We start from the raw sequence: 21523 nt of genomic DNA, 5'->3' as shown, positions 1-21523 counted from the left end.
GGGCCTAAGCTTCTTCAATACAGATTGCGATGTCTTTGACTTCATAAATACGCAGACCATCTTTGCTAAGATTTGCATCGCCTATGATGATGCGTTTGCCGTCTTCATCTTTTACTGCGCTGATATGCACATCGAGTGACATTTGTTTGTTTAATGGGTTAATTTGACCACGATATTTCCATTTAATGTCCGACAGAATTTGGCCAAATTTCGGGTTAGTGAAACCTTTACCTAAGTCTGTGCTGATGGCGTAAGTTTGCATTAACTCAATCACGGCTTCAACACCTAATGAGCCCGGCATTACCGGATCTTGATGGAAGTGGAATTGGAAGAACCAATCACTTGGATCAATAGTGCGTGACGCAGCAAGATATCCTTTACCGTAGTTGCCGCCTGTGTTCACAATTTCCGCTTTGTCGATAAAGTTAAGTTGGCCGCCCGCTAGTCGATAATGCGGCTGACTGGCTGGCGCATTAAATACCCGTGAAGTTTTATCGAGTAAATTGACGCTAATGTCAGCAGCAACATTATTGTCGATATGCCAAGGCTGAGTAATTCTACCGTTATCGATACCAAGCTGGTTTTTAAGCGCATCACCTTTAAAGTAACCAAAAACCGCGCTACCAGTATAAAACGGCTCGTTATCAACGCTGAGTTCAAAGGTAAAGCTTTGAATAATATTGCTGCCAGCAATAACCGTTGATAACAACTTTGAATCGTTGACGATAGTTTTACCGCGTAAATCTACATGGCGCAGTAATTTGCCGCCGCCATCTAGGTTACGGAAAAACAGCTCTTGCCCTGGGAAGCCTAGGGTGGTGCCCATGTAACCAGAAATAAAGCCATTGGGTTGTAATGATATTTCCATTAGTACCGAATACGGCATAACTGCTTGATGACTGTTTTTGGCAAAATACCAGGCATCTGCAGGCACTTCGTATTCAGCAATACAAGAAGAAGGTTTTTTCAGCTCACCGCGTTTACCGTTAATTTCAACGACGCGAGTGGTTAGCTGTAAATCACCACAGGGAGTACGTGGTGGAATTAAGCCGCGGTAAATGCTGAACTCTGGGCCGAAACATTTTTCAATGTTACCGGTGGCAAATTCAAACATATGATAAGGCGTAAATGGCACTGTATCAGGTACGCGGTTGGCATATTTAGAATCAGCTGCCACTGTAGGTGCTTCAACGTGCTTAAGCGGAATAACCCCTTTATTGGTTGGCGCACTTAAATCCGGCACTTGTGCCATCAATGGCGCTTTATTTACGGGGATATTCGCACTCGTGGCCGCTGAAGATAAAAGCGGGTAAAGAGTACATTCGCTTTCTTCTTTAATCATTACGCCTAAGTTTTGGAAATCGACCACTACTTTGCCATTAAGCAAAATATCAATGTTCGCCTTTGCATATGGGCGAGGGCTTGTGCCAATTTCAGTGACTTCCATACGATAAGTTAATGTCCCATGTTGCGGTAATACTTGTCCGCGACAACGTACTTTTTGCGAAGCATTTTCAAGTGGTTGGAAACGACCATTACTCACTTGTGTGTGCATGCCGATATGCAACATAAAGAACTGTAATAACTGACCACAGCCTTCGGCCATTAATGATCCAGCCATGACCTGATCGCCTTGGAAGTGGCATGGGAAATACCAGTGATCCGGTGCCAATTGTTTATGGCCTTCAATTAAGCCTAAGCCCCAAGCACCGCCACGGACATCTAACTTGCTCACTTGCTCAATCATTAAGAATTTTTCAGAGGCGAAACATAACGATGGCTGTAATCCATTTTCTAGCTGGTGGCTAACATGGGCGCCGCCAAAACAGCTACCGATATCGCCATTGAGTAAATGATGAATTTGACCATAGTTAAACGCTGTTTGAGCACAATGTAGCAGTGGTTCAAAACGCGGCTTATTAGGATTGTTCATCACGCTAAGACGGTTTTTGATTTCATCTTCAGTGTGAATTACGCCTTTTCCGTCTGCGAGTTCTTTATCAGTAAAGAAGCCTGCACAGCCGCCATCCATTTTGAGGATCATCTTATCGCCAACGAAACATTCGTAAGAGAAGAAGAACAGTAGCGTGTCGCCATTGCTAGCAAAGTTATTGATTTTAATATCGTAACGCAGAGTGTCGCCGCCGCGAGGTAAATCAGCCAAGAAAGTCAGGGTACAATCTAATAAGCGATAAACACGCTCGCCTTTATTTTCAAAGTCGATGCCTAAATAGCTGATCAGCATCAAGTCACATTGACCAGATTCCACCGCAACTGCCCAAGGGATTTGACCATCGACTAAATAAGGGGCATCCACTGGGATGTCATATTCAGTGGTCATTGAACAGGGCTTATATTGGTTCATGGTCGCATCAAGCTTGGTGACGCGTGATACCAATAAATAGTCAGTGGTAGGCAGACGTACGCGACGTTTATAGCCGTCAATAATGGCGTAATCTTGACCAAATACCTTGGCGATATCCCCTTCGGCATATTCCACTAAATCTGCGTAATTCCAAATGCACGGTTTATCCGCTGGAATTGGGGCTGTGTAGGCGGGAACCTTAGCATGATTGGGTGTTAATGCCGTTTGTGGCACAGGTTGGGCTAATACGTTTACCGCTTGAGCTTGCTGTTGTAAAGGTTGAGCAAGTACAGGGTTTGATGGGTAAGTATTTTGCTGGACGTTGGCCTGAGCTAACTGCTGCTTTAGTAAGGTATCGGCCACTTTAAGGCCCGCATCACGGCTTTTTAAAAATGCCAAATGTGCTTGTTGCGCTAGCCACTGGTTTTGCTGAAAAGCATTTAAATGGGCTGGTGGCAGACTCTGGGTAAATGCAGAGTTTGCTGAATTTAGTGCTGGAGAAGCCGGTTTTAGATTAGGCATAATAGTGTGTGTCGTCTCTGTTGAGGGCGCATTTTTTGTTGTCGATAGCGTGTTTGTCATAGGAACGACTGTGACGGATGTCGCTGCCTTTGCTTGCGGAGCAATATGGGCGCATTTAGCTTTAATGCTGTCAATTGATGCTATTGGTGTATCGATAATATGCTGGTAAATATCTCGTCCACCAAGGCTGACTTGCTTGATTAAACTTAATTTGCTGCCAGTCGCGATTGTGTGCGATAGCTGCTGTGCAAGGGGCGCACTCAAACGATGTGTTAGCGCTTGTTGCTGTGGCTGAGATACCGATAACTCAATGTTTGAACACTTGTTTTCACTTACCGTGACGATTTTAGCACTAACATGGTTAGCACTTGTATTAGCCGCATTAACGCCATCACTGACATTAAACTGACTCATCTTAATCAAAGCGTGCAGCATACTGGCCATGCCGGATGCCGCAAAACTGTGTCCCATTAAATCTTGCGCTTGGGTTAGCATTGTTGTGCCAGATGCTAATTGGCTAAACAATGCTTGGCCAGTAACATCAAAACGGCTTTCAGGAGATTGATTAAGTTCAATCAAATTAGCCGACTTAGCAAACACGTTAGCACTGATATTATTGGCGGAATAGTGGCTACTAAATTGCAAACTGTCGATACTGGCGTAACTCTTGTCAGTTAAGCTGGTATTGGCCGTTTTTGTCTGCAATACAATTGCTCCAGCACCTTCGCCAACATGCCAAGTGCTATTAGCAATATCGCTTGCCTGAATACCTGATGCAGATAAACAGCCATTTTTAAGCAGCATATTTTCAATACTACCCGACAAATCTACTGCCGCTATGATCACAGCGTCTAGTGGCTCTTGAATTGAGCCTAAAGCAAACAGATTTTGTGCCACATCAATACAGCGACTCACAGATTGCTCGCCTGCTGAAATAGTAAAGGCCGGACCATTAAAGTCCCACAATGATGAAATCCGCGACGCCATAATATTGCCAATAAAACTGGTGTACTGATTCAGCTTGGCGGCATCTAATACACTGTCCATGGCAATAGCTTCAAGGGCGTGGTATTCATTATCTGTTAGCACAACACCCTGTGCTTTAAGGCTTTGGGCTATTTGGCTATGCAGATTAACGCGGCCACGGAACTGATGCAGTTCAAGCTCAGTTTCCATCGCCACCAATACCGCGACTTTACTGCCAGGTTTAAGTTTGGCGTCCACGATGGCTTCATCGGCCACTTTCATTAATAACAGTTGCTGTGAGATTAATCTGTCATCTTCATTTGGCGGCACTTTAAAGCGCAAAAAATCAAAGTCAAACTGTTCAATATAAGCGCCTTGGGGAACAGAGTGCAGACCGTGTTTTGCTAATAACTCGGGATGATTATTTAACCCTTTCCAGCGTTTAGCAGGTAAGTCTGTCATCAAAGGTTGTTGCTGAGCTATCTTGTCTGCCAGTGCATTAATGTTGCTGGTTTGGCCAAAATGGGCAGCCATACCGGTAATGTTAAGCGGCGTGTTAGCAGCGTTTAACGTGTCTTGTTTGGTAGCCGGTGTATTGGTTGAACCATGATTAATCGCATCATTATCATAAGATTCAATCAATAAATGCGCGTTACAGCCACCAAAGCCAAATACCGACACCCCAGCATGACGCGCTGTATTGCCTGCTTTGTCTGGCCAAGGTAACACTTCATTAGGCAAGGTTTGCTGACCAAACAATTGATTCGGCGAGGCGATAGGGCTGCTGATATTGATACTTGGCGGCAACACACCTTGGCGCATGGCGAAAATCATTTTCATTATCCCGGGCATACCTGCTGCGGTAAGCAAGTGGCCTAGATTAGATTTAGCTGAACCAATTAATGGGGTTGCGCTGCCATTAAGCTTATCTTCAAAAAAGCGCTCCATCGACGTCAGCTCGACCTTGTCACCCAAAGGCGTACCCGTTGCGTGGCATTCAATCACTTCAATGCTGGCAGGCGCGATGTCAGCTTCACGATAAGCGCGCTCAAATGACAACACCTGACCTTTGCTATTTGGGCTTAGTACAAACTGACCTTTTCCATCGTTTGACAAGCCAATACCGCTAACGAGGGCATAAATATGGTCGCCATCACGCTCGGCATCCTCGAGGCGTTTGAGTACTAATACACCCGCACCTTCACCAGCAAATAAGCCTTTGCTGTTACTGTCAAACGGCGCTGAAATGCCGTGGTCTGGGTAGGCGTGAAAAATCGAGAAACCCATGTTGATAAAGAAAGGATCCGCGCCTGATACTGCACCCGCTAGCATGATATCTGCTTTGCCTGTGTGCAAGTAATCACACGCCAGTTTTAAGGCATAAACAGAACTTGCACAGGCGGCATCTAAGCTTAATTGCGCTGCGCCTAAACCCAGTGCATCGGCAACGAGCTTAGAGGCATTATGAGCGATGGCGCCATTGCGGTAGTTGATTGTTCGCGGCAGACCTAACTGCTGCTCGTTGCCAAAGCCTTGGAGCACAAAATTAGGCTGCTCAAGTTTTACCTGTAGCGCTTTTTCAACTGCGCCGTGATAAAGCGGCACAAACAGCTCATTGGACTTAGCCGTGGGGAATGACAGCGTGCCCATCACAATACCGGTGCGTGATAAGCGGCTATCGTTTAACGATATGCCCGCATCATTTAAGGCATTACGCGCAGTGTCTGTGGCCCATAAAAAACTGTCATCTAAACCGTCAAATGCACTGGCTGGCACATGGTAACCATTGGCATTGAAACTGAAGTTTTCAATGTAGCCGCCTTTGTCGCAATAAAAGCGGTCAGACTGACCTTGCACGCCTGTGTAGTCACTTGGGCTGGCATTCAGTTTTTGATCGCTGATTTGACTACGTGAGTCTTTTTTATCTAATAAGTTTTGCCAAAACTTAGCCGGCGTGTCCGCATCAGGATACTGATTAGCAAGGCCGACTATGGCAATTTTGGGGGCATTATGAGAACTCAATGAGGTTCTCCTTCTGAAATAGGGTGAGGTGCCTGAGACGATAAAATCGGATCAGCAAGAACCGCTAATTGTTCGACCGCGCGTGCTAGCTCTTGTGAGATGGCACAATCAATGCTGTCGATAAAAGGGGTAAATGACATAGGGACTTGATGGGTTAATAACTGGCTTAAGCATTTCAATAAACTGATACTTTCATCCGCACCTTTAGCATTAACGGCAATAGCTTGGGCTGAAAAGCTGTCTTGATTAACCTGTTTATCAGCAAGCTGGCTGGTTAAAATTTTATCGATTAGCGTGCTAGTTTGTCTGTCCGCGCCAATTTCAACAAATAGCCTGCTGCCATGCTGACAAGCCTTGGCAATTAACTGGGTAAAATCCAATTGATGGCAAAAAGTATCGGCAATCGATTGGGCTATTGCATCCGGGCTTAACACTATTGGCTCAGCTTCTGTTGCTGTGATAAAGCGGATGTCATTGGGTAAGTCCGCCATCAGAGGCTGGTGATAAAACTGCTTTACCTGCTCAATAATTTGCATCGCCGGCGGCGTGTGCATTGCAGTGACTTTATTGGATGCAATGCCCCGTTTACCCGCTTGTTTAAGCATGGCTTTACAGCTGGCTTCACACCCAGCAACCACACAGGTATCGCCCTGAATAATGGCAATGTATGCCCTAGGGTAATCTGCAAGGTGTGGTGCTAATTCCTCAGGTGTTGCCCGAGTAATAAAGCTGTTCCATACAATGTCTTCGCCTTTGGTGGCGTCTGATACATCAAGCTGCCAATCTTGTCTAACACACAGTAATGGCCCTGAAATATCCTGGGTGAATAATGAACTTGTTTGGGTGGCATCAATTAAACTGTGTGGCTGTTGCCACACATTGAGGCTCGCCCACATTGAGGCTTCACCCATCGAATAACCCAAGGCTAATTTAGGCTTGATGTTAAATTCTTTTTCTAACAACTTGGTCAGCATATAACTGGCGCCAACACCTGAAATAGCCAGTTCAGATAAACTCATGCTCTGTGCCGTTGCCGTATCTTCTGTCGAATAGATTAGCTGACTTTGCAACATGGCTTGCAAATCACCTTGTTTTTCAAGCTCACTATAAAGCGCAGGAAAAGTATGCCCCAAGTGTTTAAACATATTGGGATACACGGTGCCAACACCGGGATAGACAAAACTTAAGCCATTTTCACCTAAGGGCTGATGAGTAAAAGCACTGCCAGCAGGCGTTTTATAATTAATCGGTGAGTGAATATCAGTACTGTCAGTGTGGCTTACTGCGTTAAGCATGGCGTTGACTTCAACACAAAGTGCCTCATAACTGCTTGCCATCACCACAGCGCTTAAGCTGTTTATTGCTGACTTAGCTTGATAACCAATAAGCTGCTGTTTAATCAGTTCCAATAACGTAATATCATTACTTGAGTCACTGGCTAAACGACTCAGCAATAGTGCTAATGACGCTAACTGGGCTTGTAAATCATCAATCGATATTGCGCCAATAGGCAGCCATAATCGTGAAGTATTGAGTAAAGGCTTGGCAGTAATCAGCCCTGTGCCCTGGGTTAAAATGACTGCTTGATGCGAGTTAGCGCACATTGAGCTAGCAAAAGCAGCCACTCGGCTTTGATGAAACTCGCAAAACCAATAACCTTGTTCGCTAGCACTTGAAGAGGCTAAGCAGTTAGCAACTGGAAGCTGCCTTGTCGCCATAGAAGTGACTAAGCCATGAAGTTGATTAAGCTTATGTCTGGCTGATCCTGCTTTAACGGTTTGCACCACAGGCTGAACGTGATCCCGTTTAGCATGCGCTAAAGCTTGATTAATGGCTTCAAGGCTATTTTCAGCAATGCCGACACCGTTAATTAAAGCATGTGGGTGAATACCATTCTTTGCCGCCATCAGCGCAGGCATTAACCATAACTTGTCTGCTAAATTAATGATCACATTTGCCGGTTGGACACTGGTTAGACGCTCTGCTGTATCAGCAAGGGCTTGTTCAAACCCAAGCTGATTAGTTTCATCAAGGCTAACAAACTGGATCTCAGTTTGAGCCATCACCTTAGGTGCGTTAAGCAACACCGCTATGCGCAGTGGCATAGTGTGGCGTTGCTTCACGGCTTGGGCTAGTTCCGCGCTAGTTAATGCGCGGCCAGTTAATGAGTTATCTGTTAAGTCAGTACTCAAATTGCACCCTCTATAAGCTTATTACGCGGTGCGATAAAGGCATCGTTCAAGCTTTTGCTAATAGTGGTTTTAGCCGCTGACATAGTGCAACTTAAGCGACCATCTTCATGGTAAAGCGCAATATAGGCAGTGAGTGAACGGCCGCTGCTTTTCAGTACCGTTAGCACTAAATAACCTGTATCACCCGATGCAAAAGGCACGTAAGTAGTCAGTTCACCAATGCTTGACGGCAAGCTGGCGGCATCATGCTTAATACGCGCCCACACAAGCATGGCCTGTAATAGCAAATCCTCAGCAAATGCCTGACTGCCACCAAGGGTTAACTTAGGTGCAAAACCGGCACAATCATTGTCGTTAATCAGCGGTAGTTCAACTTTGCACACCAACTGCTGATCGTCAGCAATTAACACTTGCTTAATCCCTTGTAGGCGAGGGCCGTGGAATAAGCTGCCGTTTGAATAAAGCTCGCTGTCAGTGCTAATCACTTTACCTTCATTTGCCAACTGTTTTGCAGTGGTGATGATTGCAGGTAAGGCGTTAGATGCATTAACAATTTTCTCGTTAACCAAGTTTTGGTTAACAACTTTTTCATTAACAATCAGGCTCGCTTGATATTGCGGCCTTAACGGGCTGTCTACCGGATCGCTTTGCAGACGGCTAGCAATAATTGCATTTAAGCCGGCCTCAGTTTGCGTCAATGTCAGGGTTAATACCTGTGGCGTATTGGTGTCAAAAATAATGCCTTTGAGTAACTTATAATCTTGAACGCAAACGGCCTGGCCACATAATAGCTGCGCAGTTTCACGCATCCATTGAATGGCACATACTGTCGGCAGTACTGGATTACCCGCAATGCAATGATCTTCAATGAAGGGCATTAAAAGCGGGTTAAGTACACGTTCAACAATATAAGTGTTGTTCACGCCATTAAAAGTCAGTGTCAGCGAACCCTTGGCGTAATGCAAAGAGTCCGCATTAAGCTTTTTTACAGCAGCACTCGCTTGGGCTGAAGCGTCAGAACCTTGCATACTCGATCCAATCAGCATCTGCACGCCCGTTTCAGACAGCAGGCTGTGGGCAAACAAGTTTGCGCCTTTATCTAATGGAATAACGTACACGCCGCGCTCAACAAACATCTTCTTCAATGCTGAACTGACCATACCGCCGTCCCAAGGGCCCCAGTTAAAGCTCATCACTTTGGCTTGTGGGTAGTTAGCCGCAAGTTGCAGTGCTGTTTTGTTGAGGATCTCATTAGACATTGAATAGTCACTTTGGCCTGTATTGCCGTAAAAACCCGCCGCAGATGAGAACATCGCCACTAGCTTAAGTTTGCTGGCATCTATGGCGTTAATAATGCCGGCAAAACCCGATACTTTAGTGCCATATACTCGACCTAATTCCGCTAAGGTTTTGTCTTGAATATGTTTGTCGGCTAACACACCAGCTCCATGGATGATGCCTGTAATGGTGTTAAGCCCTTTAATCGTTTGCTTAATTGCCGCATCTGAGCTGACATCCATGCTGATATATTCAGCGCTGGCGCCCACGTCTTTAAATGCACTAAGCGCGCGGTCTATTTCTAAGCTGCTGGTAATAGGCCAAACTAAGGCATCAATTTGCTTAGGTGTTGGCTTGTCACCTTGGGATTGAATAAACCCAATCGCTGCCGCTTTAAGCTCATTAACTTTTTTGCCTTGCGCCCAGGTTGGTAAATTAGCCGCTAAATGCTCGCTACGTCCCGCTAAAACAAAGTGTGATTTAGTTTGTTTAGCTAAGGTGAGGGCACATTCAAATGTGACTCCTTTTGCGCCACCCGTAACTAACACAGTATCATCGCTGTTTAACGTGGTGGTTTGGTAACGTGTTTTAGCACAAGCCGTTGCACTAAGCGTGTGACGACCTTGCTTGCTGATGCCGATTTCAGTGATTGATGTGTCAATATCAAACAGCTCTGCAACAATTGCCTTGGCTAGTTCTGCCGCTTCAAAGCTTGGTGCAATATCTAAGGCGCGGCAGAACACGTTTGGCCATTCATGGCTTAATGTTTTGCTTAATCCTGACAGTGCCGCCTGGTTTAGCTCAGTTGTCGCTAGGGCTTGGGTATCTAAATAACCAAAACCACCATCAATCCGACTTACCGTCATAAAGCTAACACGCTCAGTTTTTGATAGGGTTTCAAAACCTTTTTGTAAATGCTTCGCCATTAAGAAGGCTTGCTCAACCGCTGCAAAAGCCGCATCACTCAGTGGTAATGCATTGTTTATCTGTTCAAACTGAGGTTGTAGATGCACAAAACCTGCAATCTTGTGTTTAGCACTAATCTGTTTAATCACAGCGCTAATCGCATCATCACTGACTTGCGTTAACTCAAAGCTAGCAACTGCACTACTTAGTGGCGACTGTTTATTGGTAATGTCTTTAGGGCTATGGATCACTGCGACGGTTAGGCCTGTTGATGCTAATTTTTCTGCTAGTACGCCGGCATTGTGGCCGTCATCATTGATAACGATGCATGCGTCTTTCGAAAAACAGCCAACTAACTTATCCGCCGCTGGTAGCTTTTTTAGCGCGACTTCCTGATGAGGAGGTAAGTCGGTAGCAAGTTCAGCTGTAGCTTGGTGAACAACAGTTTGTGCAGCAGGGCTAGTTGTTGATGCGCCGCCAGCAGTTAGCTTAGAGTTCATATAGGCGACGATTTCACCTAAGGTACGACACTCGGCTAAATCTTCTGGGTTCAGTTCTGGTAATCCTGGAAGCTCATCTTGTACTGTGCCTAAAATCTCAACACGCTTGATAGAGTCGATACCTAAATCAGCTTCCATGTCCATGCTTAACTCAAGCATTTCAGTTGGGTAACCGGTTTTGTCGGCAACCACTGACATCATAGTGCTTTGTACTTTTTCAGCGCTCAAGGCTGTTTCAGCGCTTAAACCTGATGCAGGAGCGGCTTGTGCAGACACAGTATGTTGTACTGAAGCGGCGCCTTGTGCTGGGAGCTTAGAGTTCATATAAGCAACGATTTCGCCTAAGGTACGACACTCGGCTAAATCTTCTGGGTTCAGTTCTGGTAAGCCTGGAAGCTCATCCTGTACCGTACCTAAAATCTCAACTCGCTTGATAGAGTCGATACCTAAGTCAGCTTCCATATCCATGCCAAGTTCTAGCATTTCAGTTGGGTAACCTGTTTTGTCGGCAACCACAGCCATCATGGTGCTTTGAACCTTTTGCGCGCTTAAACCTGATGCAGGAGCTGCTTGCGCAGACACAGTATGTTGTACTGAAGCGGCGCCTTGTGCTGGGAGCTTAGAGTTCATGTAGTCAACAATCTCGCCTAATGTACGACACTCGGCTAAATCTTCTGGGCTTAATTCTGGTAAGCCTGGTAATTCGTCTTGAACCGTACCTAGAATCTCAACACGCTTGATAGAATCGATACCTAAATCGGCTTCCATATCCATGCCAAGTTCTAGCATTTCAGTAGGGTAACCGGTTTTGTCGGCAACCACAGCCATCATGGTGCTTTGTACCTGTTGCGCGCTCAAGGCTGTTGCTGCAGACAAGCCATTGCTTGCAGATGCAACAGGCGCGACAGCTGATTGAGCTGGCGCAGCGCCCGCAGTTGGCAATTTGCTGTTCATGTAATCAACGATTTCACCTAATGTACGACACTCGGCTAAATCTTCTGGGCTTAATTCTGGTAAGCCTGGTAATTCGTCTTGTACCGTACCAAGAATTTCAACACGCTTGATAGAATCGATACCTAAATCGGCTTCCATATCCATGCCAAGTTCTAGCATTTCAGTAGGGTAACCGGTTTTGTCGGCAACCACAGCCATCATGGTGCTTTGAACTTTTGCTGCACTTAATCCGTTGCTCTCTGATGAAGTCGGTGCTGATGCTACCGATGCTGCAACTGGGCTTGAACCTGCTGCTGGCAGCTTAGGTCCATCAGCTGGTAGACGAGAGTTCATGTAGTCAACGATTTCACCAAGGGTACGACACTCGGCTAAATCTTCAGGGCTAAGTTCTGGTAAGCCTGGAAGCTCATCTTGTACCGTACCTAAAATCTCAACACGCTTGATAGAGTCGATACCTAAATCGGCTTCCATGTCCATGCCAAGCTCTAGCATTTCAGTAGGGTAACCGGTTTTGTCGGCCACCACTTCTAGCATGGTTTGCAGTACTTTCTGCGCGCTCAGGGCTGTTTGCGTGCTTAAGCCTGAACTTTCTACCACTGGAGTAACTGGCGCCGCAGCAGCAACTGGATTTGGTACAGGAGCTTTAACTGGCGTCACTTGAGGCGCTGGAGCTGACATAGCAACGGCCGCTTGTGGAGCCGGAGCTGCGCGATTTTGCACAGCAGCTTGAGCGACAGGTGTTTGAGTCACTGCAGTTTGAGCAGTAGCTTGAGGCGCAGCCGTTTGAGTCGCAATATGTTGAACTGGCTGTTGAACGCGAGCTTGAGTGGCTACAGGCGCAGCTTGAACTTGAGCTTGAGCCGGAGCCGGAGCAAATGCAACTGGCGCTTGACCGCTTAACATGGCTAATGCGTTTTGGCTTGAAAGCGCTTGTTGCTCAAGGAACAAGGTATGGCTTTGCAGCGTTTGCGCTTGATGCTGGTGGAAAAATGCCATTGATTGCTGCAGGCTATCAGGAATAGCCACGCCTGATGCCGCCATTTGCGTTTGCGCAGCCATTAAGGTGGCAAACGTATCGCCGTATTGCTGTGGAATGGCTAAAAACTGTTGATGTAATTCAGCAGTTTGTTGCTGGGCGGCAAAAAATGCCCCAATGCTGTCATGGCTGACTGGTGCTGTGTTTGCAGGAGCTGCGTTGGCTGGAGCACTTGTTTGAGCACTCGCACTGTTACTCGCATTAGCATTAGCATTAGCACTGCCAGCTTGTGGCACTTCAATATATTCTGTTTTGATCACTTCTTTTTCCACAATTTTTTCAACAACAGTTTCAACAATCTTCTCAACCGGCACTTCAATCGTCACTTCTTTAAGCGCAACTTGACCTGTTTCCAGTGACTTTTGCATTTTGGCTTTGGTCGCAGGGCTGATGAAGTTGGTTGCAGTTAGCTTGACATTCATCGGCGATGACTTAGCTAATTCAGCAATCGGTGCTTGATACGGGTCAACCTCTGTAAGGCTTAACCCTAATACCGCAAGCTGAGTTGCAGCCTGGCGTAATTGAATATCGCTATTACCTTTAGGATTTGGATTTAAGCTGACTACACTGACAGCATCGCTTTGGTTGCCTAAGGTGCCTTCAACTAATTTTTGTAAAATATTTTTCGGGCCAAACTCAACAAAGACACGGGCGCCAGCATCGTACATAGACTGTAATTGGTCGCTGAAGCGCACCGATTGCAGCATGTGCTCGCTAAAGGCGGTTTGAATGGCTTTAGGGTCTTTAGGGTACAATTTCCCTGTGCCATTGGCATATAAACTCATGCCTGGCTTAGCAAATTTAACCTTGCTGATGGCTTTAGCAAACGGTACTTGGGCATGGGCCACAAGCGGCGTGTGGAAAGCTCCTGATACTGGTAAAGCAATGGCTTTAAAGCCTGAGGTTTGAATCGCTTTTGCCGCATCGCTGGTGGTTGCTGTTGGGCCTGCAATCACTAACTGAGTCGGGGAATTGTAATTAGCCACTTTCACGCCATCAAAATCTTTGATGCAGTGTTCTAATTTATCAATATTGGCCGTATCAGCAGTGGCGGGCAAAATAACCGCGTACATGGCGCCAGCATCTTGATCTTTAGGTGTTGCCGCCATAGCTTGACCACGGGCAAAGGCTAATTGGTAGTAATCCTCAGAAGAGATAACCCCAGCAGCACATAATGCCGACAGTTCACCAAAACTGTGTCCGGCGACCATATCGGCTTTAAAACCAGCATGGGATAACAGTTGATACTGACCCATGCTCACGGCACCAATAGCACTTTGCGCATTCGCAGTATTGGTTAATGCCGCTTGTTGGGCTGCAATGTCATCAGCTTCAAAGGCTGGAATAGGGAATAGAATTTGTGACAATGGCGTTTGCTTGTTTTTAGCAAACACCTTGTCGGCTAGCATTAACTGCTGACGCATTTCTGGGTAATGACAGGCTAAATCGACACCCATATTGACGTATTGTGAACCTTGACCAGCAAATAGCGCGGCAACTTTAACCTTGCTGTCATTAGCCACTAACGCGCTAGTACGATAGCTAGTACCAGACGGTAATTGCCAGGCATCATTGGTGTTCGCGCTAAGCTGTGCAATCGCTTGGGTCAGTTGGGTCACAAGTTCCGTTAATGAACTCACTACCATACCAATACGTGCAGCTTGGCTATCAAGTGTTGTTACCGCAAAACGTTTAGCTAACTTGGCTAATTCAATTTCACTGCTATTAGGTGAAGCGGTATCAATTGCTTTTACGATATTTAATAACTGGGTTAATTCAGTTTGCAGTGCCGCTTTATTACTTGCGCTAATCAGTAAGCTTTGTGCCACTGCGCGATGACGATACTTGGCATCACGGGCATGATCTTGCTTGTATTCTTCTAACACCACGTGGAAGTTAGTGCCACCAAAACCGAATGAGCTTACACCGGCGCGGCGCGGGGTATCATCGCTGCGTGGCATCCATGGACGCGTTTCGGTGTTCAAATAAAACGGTGAATCCCCAATGCCAAGCTTTGGATTAGGTTTGCTGACGTTAATGGTTGGCGGTAACACCTTGTGATGCAGTGCAAGGGCCGCCTTAATCACGCCGGCAGTACCTGCGGTCGATTTAGTGTGACCGACTTGAGATTTAACCGAGCCTAAAGCGATGTGCTGCTTAGTGTCGTTGCCTTCAGAAAATACCGACTTTAAGCCATTAAACTCGGCCACATCACCCGCTGCAGTACCTGTACCATGGGCTTCAATTAAGCCAATAGTGTGTGGCTCAAATCCTGCGTCATCATAGGCGCGTTTTAATGCTTTTGCTTGGCCTTCAGGGCGCGGAGCATAAATACTTTTGAACTTACCATCTGATGAAGCGCCGACACCTTTAATGACCGCATAAATACGGTCGCCATCACGCTCAGCATCTTCAAGACGCTTAAGCGCGACCATGCCAATACCTTCACCAATCATCATGCCTTTTGAATCGATATCAAAAGGTTGAATAGTTTCGTTAGTGGTAAAAGCAGGGGTTTTAGAAAAACTCATGTACATTGAAGGCGAGTTATCGGTACATACTCCGCCGGTGATCATCATGTCACTGCGATGTTCTGTTAATTCAGTTAACGCCATACGCAGCGCAGCTAATGAGCCAGCACATGCGGCATCAACCACACAGTTCATGCCGCCAAAATCAAAACGGTTAGCAATACGGCCGGCGATCACGTTACCCAAAGATCCCGGGAACGAGTTCTCTTCCCAGTGAACATACTGATCTTGAAACTTTTTAATCAGCATTTCGGTGTCTTCATCACTTAATCCGCTGCTTTTAAATACCTTTTTAAGCACAGGATATTGCAAACGGCCACTTAAACTGTGATTCAGTTTTTGGCCACCACCCACACCTAACGTAATACCAATGCGGTCGGTGTCGTAATCAGCACCTACGCCTGCATCGGCTAATACTTCTTTGGCCACGATAAGAGACAACAATTGTGATGAGTCAGTTAGCTCAAGGATATTAGGCGGCAGGCCAAATTCCATTGGGTTGAAGTCAACTTCTGGTAAAAAACCGCCACGCTTACAGTAGCTTTTATCCGGCGCAGATTTGTTTGCATCGTAATAGTCTTCTATGCGCCAATGAGTGTCAGGCACTTCGGTAATGGCATCAATTTTTTCGCTGATGAGATCCCAAAACTTATTTAAATAACGCGAATTGGCAAAAATACTCGCCATGCCGACTATGGCAACAGGCATATCTTTTAAACGTTTGTTAAGACGTTTGTCGGTGTTTTTGTTGGATTGGCTCATTGTGAGTCTCCGTTTGATGGCTGGGAATGAGCCATCTGATGTAGGGATTCAGCTGCGCTAGGTTGGCCATTATTAGGCTTGGCAGCTGATAGACTTGCTCCAGGAAATCGAGCAAGAAAACTGTGATAGTTGCGGACCAGCAACTTTCGTAAATGAAACGGGCCGTGCTTTAAGACATGGGTGATATAGCGATTACTCGCTTGGGTATGGCTGTCTTGATAAATATCTAAGTAAACCCAGTCTGACTTGAAATCGACTCCTAGCAGCACTGAATAGGCTTGCTGCTTTGTTAGTTGGGGCGGAATACTTAAGGACACCACTTGCACCACATTGTCAGGATCAGGACTTGGAAGCGACAAGGTATCGGCTAAGGTTTGTGGGTTTACGGTATAGGTTTGAATGTCAGCCCCTTGAGTGACAGGAAGCTGGTTAAAAAATTTTTCGGGCACAAAAGGGCTGTCGAACTCATCTAACTTAGATACCCCAAAGCGTTTTAAGCAGCGGGCAAGACCCGAGCGCGACACATTGGGGTTAATAAATTCTTGGGTGACTTTTAACAACCTGTCTAATGGCATTTTCAATTGATAACGCAGGCCCAGCATGACGTATTCTTCCATGGGGGACAGGGTCGTATTGAGTTTGTGTGGCGTGTTAGGAGTGTTATCAACAGAGTCACGCTTACGCCATTTACGCACAGTGGCTTCACTAATATTCAGAATTTTAGATAATTGGCTTACGCTGAGATCAGATTCTTGAATGAACTGACGCATCTCTGGTGTTGTGGTTGCATTGCGGTGATTAACCGTTTTTTTGCTGGCAGTCCCGTCGGCCTGACTCACTTCTGTAGGCGTACTTATCTTTTTTGTCATCGAGACAGCATATCCGAATAATCTGTTGGGACTGGCGTGTCGTTCGTGCGCTGACTGTGCCTAAATCCACTTATATATAATAAGAAGACGCAGATTACCTGAGGTTTCACTCCGATACAATCACCCGAGACTAAAAACGTGTGTTGGTTAACGAAAAGCTATATTTACAAAATGAGTATCAGGAAGTATTGATTGTATTCAACAGAGATTGAGTGGTTAGGATTCATTAGAATGGGTCAACCTGAGTAAGTGGATTAATCAGCATGATTAGTAGTGAGTGCCCAGAGCAGATAACCAATAAAAAAGGGAGCAATTAATGCTCCCTTTGGGTAGTTGTTACTCATTAACGTGATTATTTACCACACTCTGGCAACTAAGCCTTTAAGGTAGTAGCCTTCAGGAAAAGCGCTACTTATTGGGTGGTCGCTAGCTTGGTGCATACGTTCAACAAATTGCACTTCACGTTTGGCATCAAGTGCCGCATCAGCAACCACTTTTTGGAATAAGTCAGACTGCATCAAACCTGAACAAGAGAACGTCAGTAACATGCCACCAGGGTTTAACAGCTGCATCGCAATCATATTAATGTCTTTATAACCGCGACATGCACCATCGAGTTGCGATTTGTTATCGGCAAACTTAGGTGGGTCAAGCACGATGACATCAAAGGTTTTACCTTCATCGCGGTACTGGCGCAGTAACTTAAACACATCAGCTTCATTATAAATGACATGGTCATCATTTAGCGCATTGATGGCCATATTGTCGCGGGCAGTTTGCAGTGCCAGGGATGATACATCAACGTTTTCAATACTCGCCGCACCCGCTTTAGCGGCGTATAAACCGAAAGTGCCCGTGTAACAAAAACAGTTAAGCACTGATTTGCCTTTAACAAAGCGCGCAGCCATGGCACGGTTGTCTCGTTGATCCAGATAAAATCCTGTTTTGTGGCCTTTTACCACATCGACAGCAATTTTAATCCCATTTTCTTCAATGATAACCGGCATAGGTGGCAGTTCACCGTGCAGTAATCCAGTGACGGGCAAGAGGCCTTCTTTTTTTCTTGAGTCGACATCAGAGCGTTCATAAATGGCACAATCAGGATATTGAATCGCTAACAGCTCGACGATAGTGTCGCGCCATTTTTCAGCACCTGTGCTGAGTAATTGGCAGACAAGCACATTGGCATAACGGTCAATGGTAATGCCGGGTAAGCCGTCAGATTCTGCAGCAATTAAACGATAACCGGTTAAACCTTGCTCGCGTATCAATTCATCACGTCCAGCTTGGGCTCTTTTAATGCGTCTAGCAAAAAAATCGCTATCAATGGTTTCTTCTTTATCGAAGGTCCATATGCGCACTTGAATTTGTGATTCAGGTGACCAGGCACCGCGTGCTAGCCAACGACCATCATGGCCGACCACATCAACCGTATCTCCCGCCTGTGGCTTGCCGCCATTAACGTTGTGAATACCGTTAGAAAATATCCAAGGATGGCGTCGTTCCAATGAACGTTCGCGGCCGGGTTTAAGTTTAATTCTGATAGCCATGGTGTTGCCTAATTTAAAATGTAAAAGAGAAAGTGGTGCACAGTGCGATTATCGAGGCAGAATACCGTTCAAGGCCATTGATAATTAAGTGCTAGCGAATAGCCAGTTAAGTCGCAAAGTCGTGGCGGGGATCATAGCGTATTTGGGCGTTAAAAACCTGACAATTAATCGATTATAAGTACGCTTTTATGGTTTGCTGCTAATGTGAGCTAAATGTAGCACGCAGTCAGTTTGATATAGCCTTGGTCAAACACTGATATTGTTGTGTTTTTTGTATCTGTTAGGTAGCCGTATCAATAGGGTTTTTATGGCTAAAATATTGATAATAAATTATTTTTTCTCGGTACTATAATTTAAATACATTGCCTTTCTGCTGATTTACTATACTTTGAACGTTCATCCCGTTTTGTCATTTATCAAAGATACCTGGCTGAGCGCCAATTATTAGGCCGCCACATGACAAATCTACGCTTACGTTACCAAACCGTTGAGTTTGGTAAGACCGACATTCATCTGTGTACGCTTCGCGATAATCAAGAATTTAATGATCCTGCAGGCATTGCTGAAAAACTCGGTATTTCATCCGCCACATGGCCAATATTTGGCATTATTTGGCCTTCAAGTTTAGTGTTAGCGCATTACATCTCCGATTACGATACGGGAATTAAACGGATACTTGAAATCGGCTGTGGTATGGCTTTAACCAGTTTAATGCTTAATAAAAAACATGCTGATATCACCGCCACAGATTATCACCCCGAAGTCGGTAAGTTTTTACTTCGAAATACGGTGTTAAATCAAGATAAACCCATTGCCTATCAACAAACTGATTGGGCAAGCCATGACGACAGTTTAGGTTTGTTCGACATGATTATTGGCAGTGATTTATTGTACGAAGATGAACACGTAGAGCTATTAGCTAACTTTATTAACGAGCACGCTAAGCCCCATTGTGAAATGATTTTGGTTGACCCTGGTCGGGGAAATAAAAATAAGCTTACCAATAAAATGATTGAATTTGGCTTTACGTCGGTTCATTTAAAACCTATCCATACTGAATATCTTATCAATCCCTTTAAAGGCCATATACTCAAGTTTGTGCGCTAATTTGGTGTTTTGGGTCTGCAATAATAATGGGTGTCAAAGTAAATTGTTAAAGATTGTTATCATCGAAGAAACTAAAGTTAATGACAAGTTGATATCTAGATTTTTTGACAAATTAGACAGAAAAAGCATTTATGACTTTAGTTTTTTTTCATGTTATGTACAATACGAGTACAGTAATTTGTCTCATTTGAGTCGTGCAATAATGATTAAAAAATTTGGCTTTCGTAATTTTTATAGTTTTAAAGAAGGTGTCGAAATTAACTTTTTAGGAAAAGATGCAACCCTTGATGACACTGATTTAACTAATATTTCAAGAGTATTAGGCATTAAAGGAGCAAATGGTTCAGGTAAAACCAATATTCTAAAAGCGATTACTTTCTTATATTGCTTTTGTTCTAAGAGAATGGTGACAACAAGTGGTTCAAAGAAAAAAAACTCTCAAATAGACCTGCCCTTTTCAAGTTTCATGGACAATGATGAAATTACTGAGTTTTATATTGAATTCATAAGAAGAGGTACTACGTATTATTATGAGCTGGATATAAAGCGCTCAGGGATTATACGGGAGGAGATTCGCAGGAAACATAAGAAAGAAGTAGTTTGCTTAATTCGCGAAAAAAACAAAATAACTAATTGTTTAAAAGAGTTTTCTGAGCTTAAAAATTTGAAGTTGAAATCAGATCAATCAATCATCAGCGTTACTGATGATTTTGATTTCAATACTGAAATGCCAGATCTTGAAGCAATGAATTGGAATTTCACTAGGATTCTGTTTAACGTTGGCTACAACGGTTATCGTAATATTGAGAATGAAAACTATCTCGTTGTCAGTGAATTCTATCACAACAATCAAGATGCTTTTGAATTCACTAAAAAGGTAATTGAAAGTGTAGATGACGGGATTTCAAATATCACTATTGAGGAAACCACTGACTCTGAAACTGGAGATACGACTTATTACCCTTTGTTTCTTCATAGTGATGGAGCTATAGATTTTTCTATTGGACTTTCTCATGAATCTATGGGAACAAAAGCATTATTTGTGGTATTACATAAATATTGGCTAGCAATAAAAGATGGGAGTTTATTAGTTCTAGATGAATTTGATACTCACCTTCATGCAATGATACTTCCAGAAATATTGGAGCTATTTACAAACCCGAAAATAAATACAAACAATGCACAGTTAATAATTACTGCTCACAATACTGAAATTATCGATTCCCTAGGACGTTACCGAACAGTGCTTGTAAACAAAGAAAACAATGAAAGCTATTGTTTCAGATTAGATGATATTTCCTTATTAAGGAATGATCGTCCAATATCTCCTCTTTACAATAAAGGGAAAATCGGCGGCGTACCTAATAACATACATGGTTTAGCATCAAGGATTGCAGATGGCTGGAGTGATTTAATAAATGAGTAAAAACTTTTCAAGATCACCCAAAAAAGAACTATTTATTGCTACTATTCCACAGGATAGTTTAAGTGATTGCGATATATTAAGCAGATCAAAATTCAATTTTTCGTATCTAGATATTAACCCTCCAGGACAAGACTTTATTGATTGGAATAAGGCGGAAGGTAATAGTAAATTAGTTAAGCTAATGAATAAAATAAAAGAATTTTCACGCCAGTCTTTGAAACATTGGGAAAAAGAAAAAGTAGGTAAAGGGAAACGTGGTGGAAAAGGAACACGGCAGAGCTGTTTGGAAGTATATAAAACATTTCCAAAAAATTCTGACTTTATTCACCCGCCTTATGTACCTGAAGATGTTTGGTGGGCTAGATTTAGAATAGATAATGATACTCGATTAATCGGTTTTTTAGTTCCTGATAACTTAGATGAAACGATAAAAGATAATTTTGATTATAATACTTTCTATGTTGTATTTTTGGATGAGAATCATCAGTTTTATAAAACCAAATAATAACATGAACAAACAACATGTCCATATATGAC

8 protein-coding genes are annotated in these 21523 nt (G+C 44.2%); 3 read left to right on the top strand and 5 right to left on the bottom strand.

The window, feature by feature from the left end; translation table 11 throughout:
* Positions 1-4: 4 nt before the first annotated feature.
* The 5 genes from ACRWQL_RS03490 to ACRWQL_RS03470 all read right to left on the bottom strand — a co-directional run bounded on the left by ACRWQL_RS03490 (position 5) and on the right by ACRWQL_RS03470 (position 18453).
* Positions 5-5875, bottom strand: coding sequence for a beta-ketoacyl synthase N-terminal-like domain-containing protein (locus ACRWQL_RS03490; RefSeq protein ID WP_434952386.1), 5871 nt, complete (start codon positions 5873-5875; stop codon positions 5-7).
* On the bottom strand, positions 5872-8067 hold the full coding sequence (locus ACRWQL_RS03485; RefSeq protein WP_434952384.1) for a PfaB family protein: 2196 nt from the start codon (positions 8065-8067) through the stop codon (positions 5872-5874). The genes ACRWQL_RS03490 and ACRWQL_RS03485 overlap by 4 nt, the downstream gene beginning before the upstream one ends.
* Positions 8064-16034: a phosphopantetheine-binding protein gene (locus tag ACRWQL_RS03480; RefSeq protein ID WP_434952382.1), complete on the bottom strand. Its 7971-nt coding sequence runs from the start codon at positions 16032-16034 to the stop codon at positions 8064-8066. The genes ACRWQL_RS03485 and ACRWQL_RS03480 overlap by 4 nt, the downstream gene beginning before the upstream one ends.
* A complete protein-coding gene (locus ACRWQL_RS03475) occupies positions 16031-16903 on the bottom strand; it encodes a helix-turn-helix domain-containing protein (protein ID WP_226410340.1) in 873 nt (290 codons plus the stop codon). The genes ACRWQL_RS03480 and ACRWQL_RS03475 overlap by 4 nt, the downstream gene beginning before the upstream one ends.
* A gap of 356 nt (positions 16904-17259) precedes the next feature.
* Positions 17260-18453 carry a class I SAM-dependent rRNA methyltransferase gene (locus ACRWQL_RS03470; RefSeq protein ID WP_434952380.1) on the bottom strand — a complete coding sequence of 398 codons (1194 nt, stop codon included), beginning with the start codon at positions 18451-18453 and terminating at the stop codon, positions 17260-17262.
* Between the two features lie 456 nt (positions 18454-18909).
* Here ACRWQL_RS03470 and ACRWQL_RS03465 point away from each other — a divergent pair, with 456 nt between their 5' ends.
* The 3 genes from ACRWQL_RS03465 to ACRWQL_RS03455 are packed head-to-tail and all read left to right on the top strand — an operon-like array spanning position 18910 to position 21491.
* The gene (locus ACRWQL_RS03465; protein ID WP_434952378.1) at positions 18910-19560 is read left to right on the top strand and encodes a class I SAM-dependent methyltransferase; all 651 of its coding nucleotides are present in this window, start codon (positions 18910-18912) and stop codon (positions 19558-19560) included.
* Positions 19561-19603: 43 nt separating this feature from the next.
* Positions 19604-20986, top strand: coding sequence for an AAA family ATPase (locus tag ACRWQL_RS03460; RefSeq protein ID WP_434952376.1), 1383 nt, complete (start codon positions 19604-19606; stop codon positions 20984-20986).
* Entirely contained in the window at positions 20979-21491 is a 513-nt protein-coding gene (locus ACRWQL_RS03455) for a hypothetical protein (RefSeq protein ID WP_434952374.1), read from the top strand. The genes ACRWQL_RS03460 and ACRWQL_RS03455 overlap by 8 nt, the downstream gene beginning before the upstream one ends.
* The last annotated feature ends 32 nt before the right edge of the window (positions 21492-21523 follow it).

Source organism: Shewanella sp. HL-SH4 (assembly GCF_051164845.1).
In the GTDB taxonomy this organism is placed as follows: domain Bacteria; phylum Pseudomonadota; class Gammaproteobacteria; order Enterobacterales; family Shewanellaceae; genus Shewanella; species Shewanella glacialimarina.
This window is presented reverse-complemented; position numbering and strand designations above follow the sequence as displayed.

Excerpts from the sequence above, each read along its gene's own strand:
- ACRWQL_RS03455 (WP_434952374.1), top strand. The coding sequence starts at position 20,979 with ATGAGTAAAAACTTTTCAAGATCACCCAAAAAAGAACTATTTATTGCT.
- ACRWQL_RS03465 (WP_434952378.1), top strand. The coding sequence starts at position 18,910 with ATGACAAATCTACGCTTACGTTACCAAACCGTTGAGTTTGGTAAGACC.
- ACRWQL_RS03470 (WP_434952380.1), bottom strand. The coding sequence starts at position 18,453 with ATGGCTATCAGAATTAAACTTAAACCCGGCCGCGAACGTTCATTGGAA.
- ACRWQL_RS03480 (WP_434952382.1), bottom strand. The coding sequence starts at position 16,034 with ATGAGCCAATCCAACAAAAACACCGACAAACGTCTTAACAAACGTTTA.
- ACRWQL_RS03475 (WP_226410340.1), bottom strand. The coding sequence starts at position 16,903 with ATGACAAAAAAGATAAGTACGCCTACAGAAGTGAGTCAGGCCGACGGG.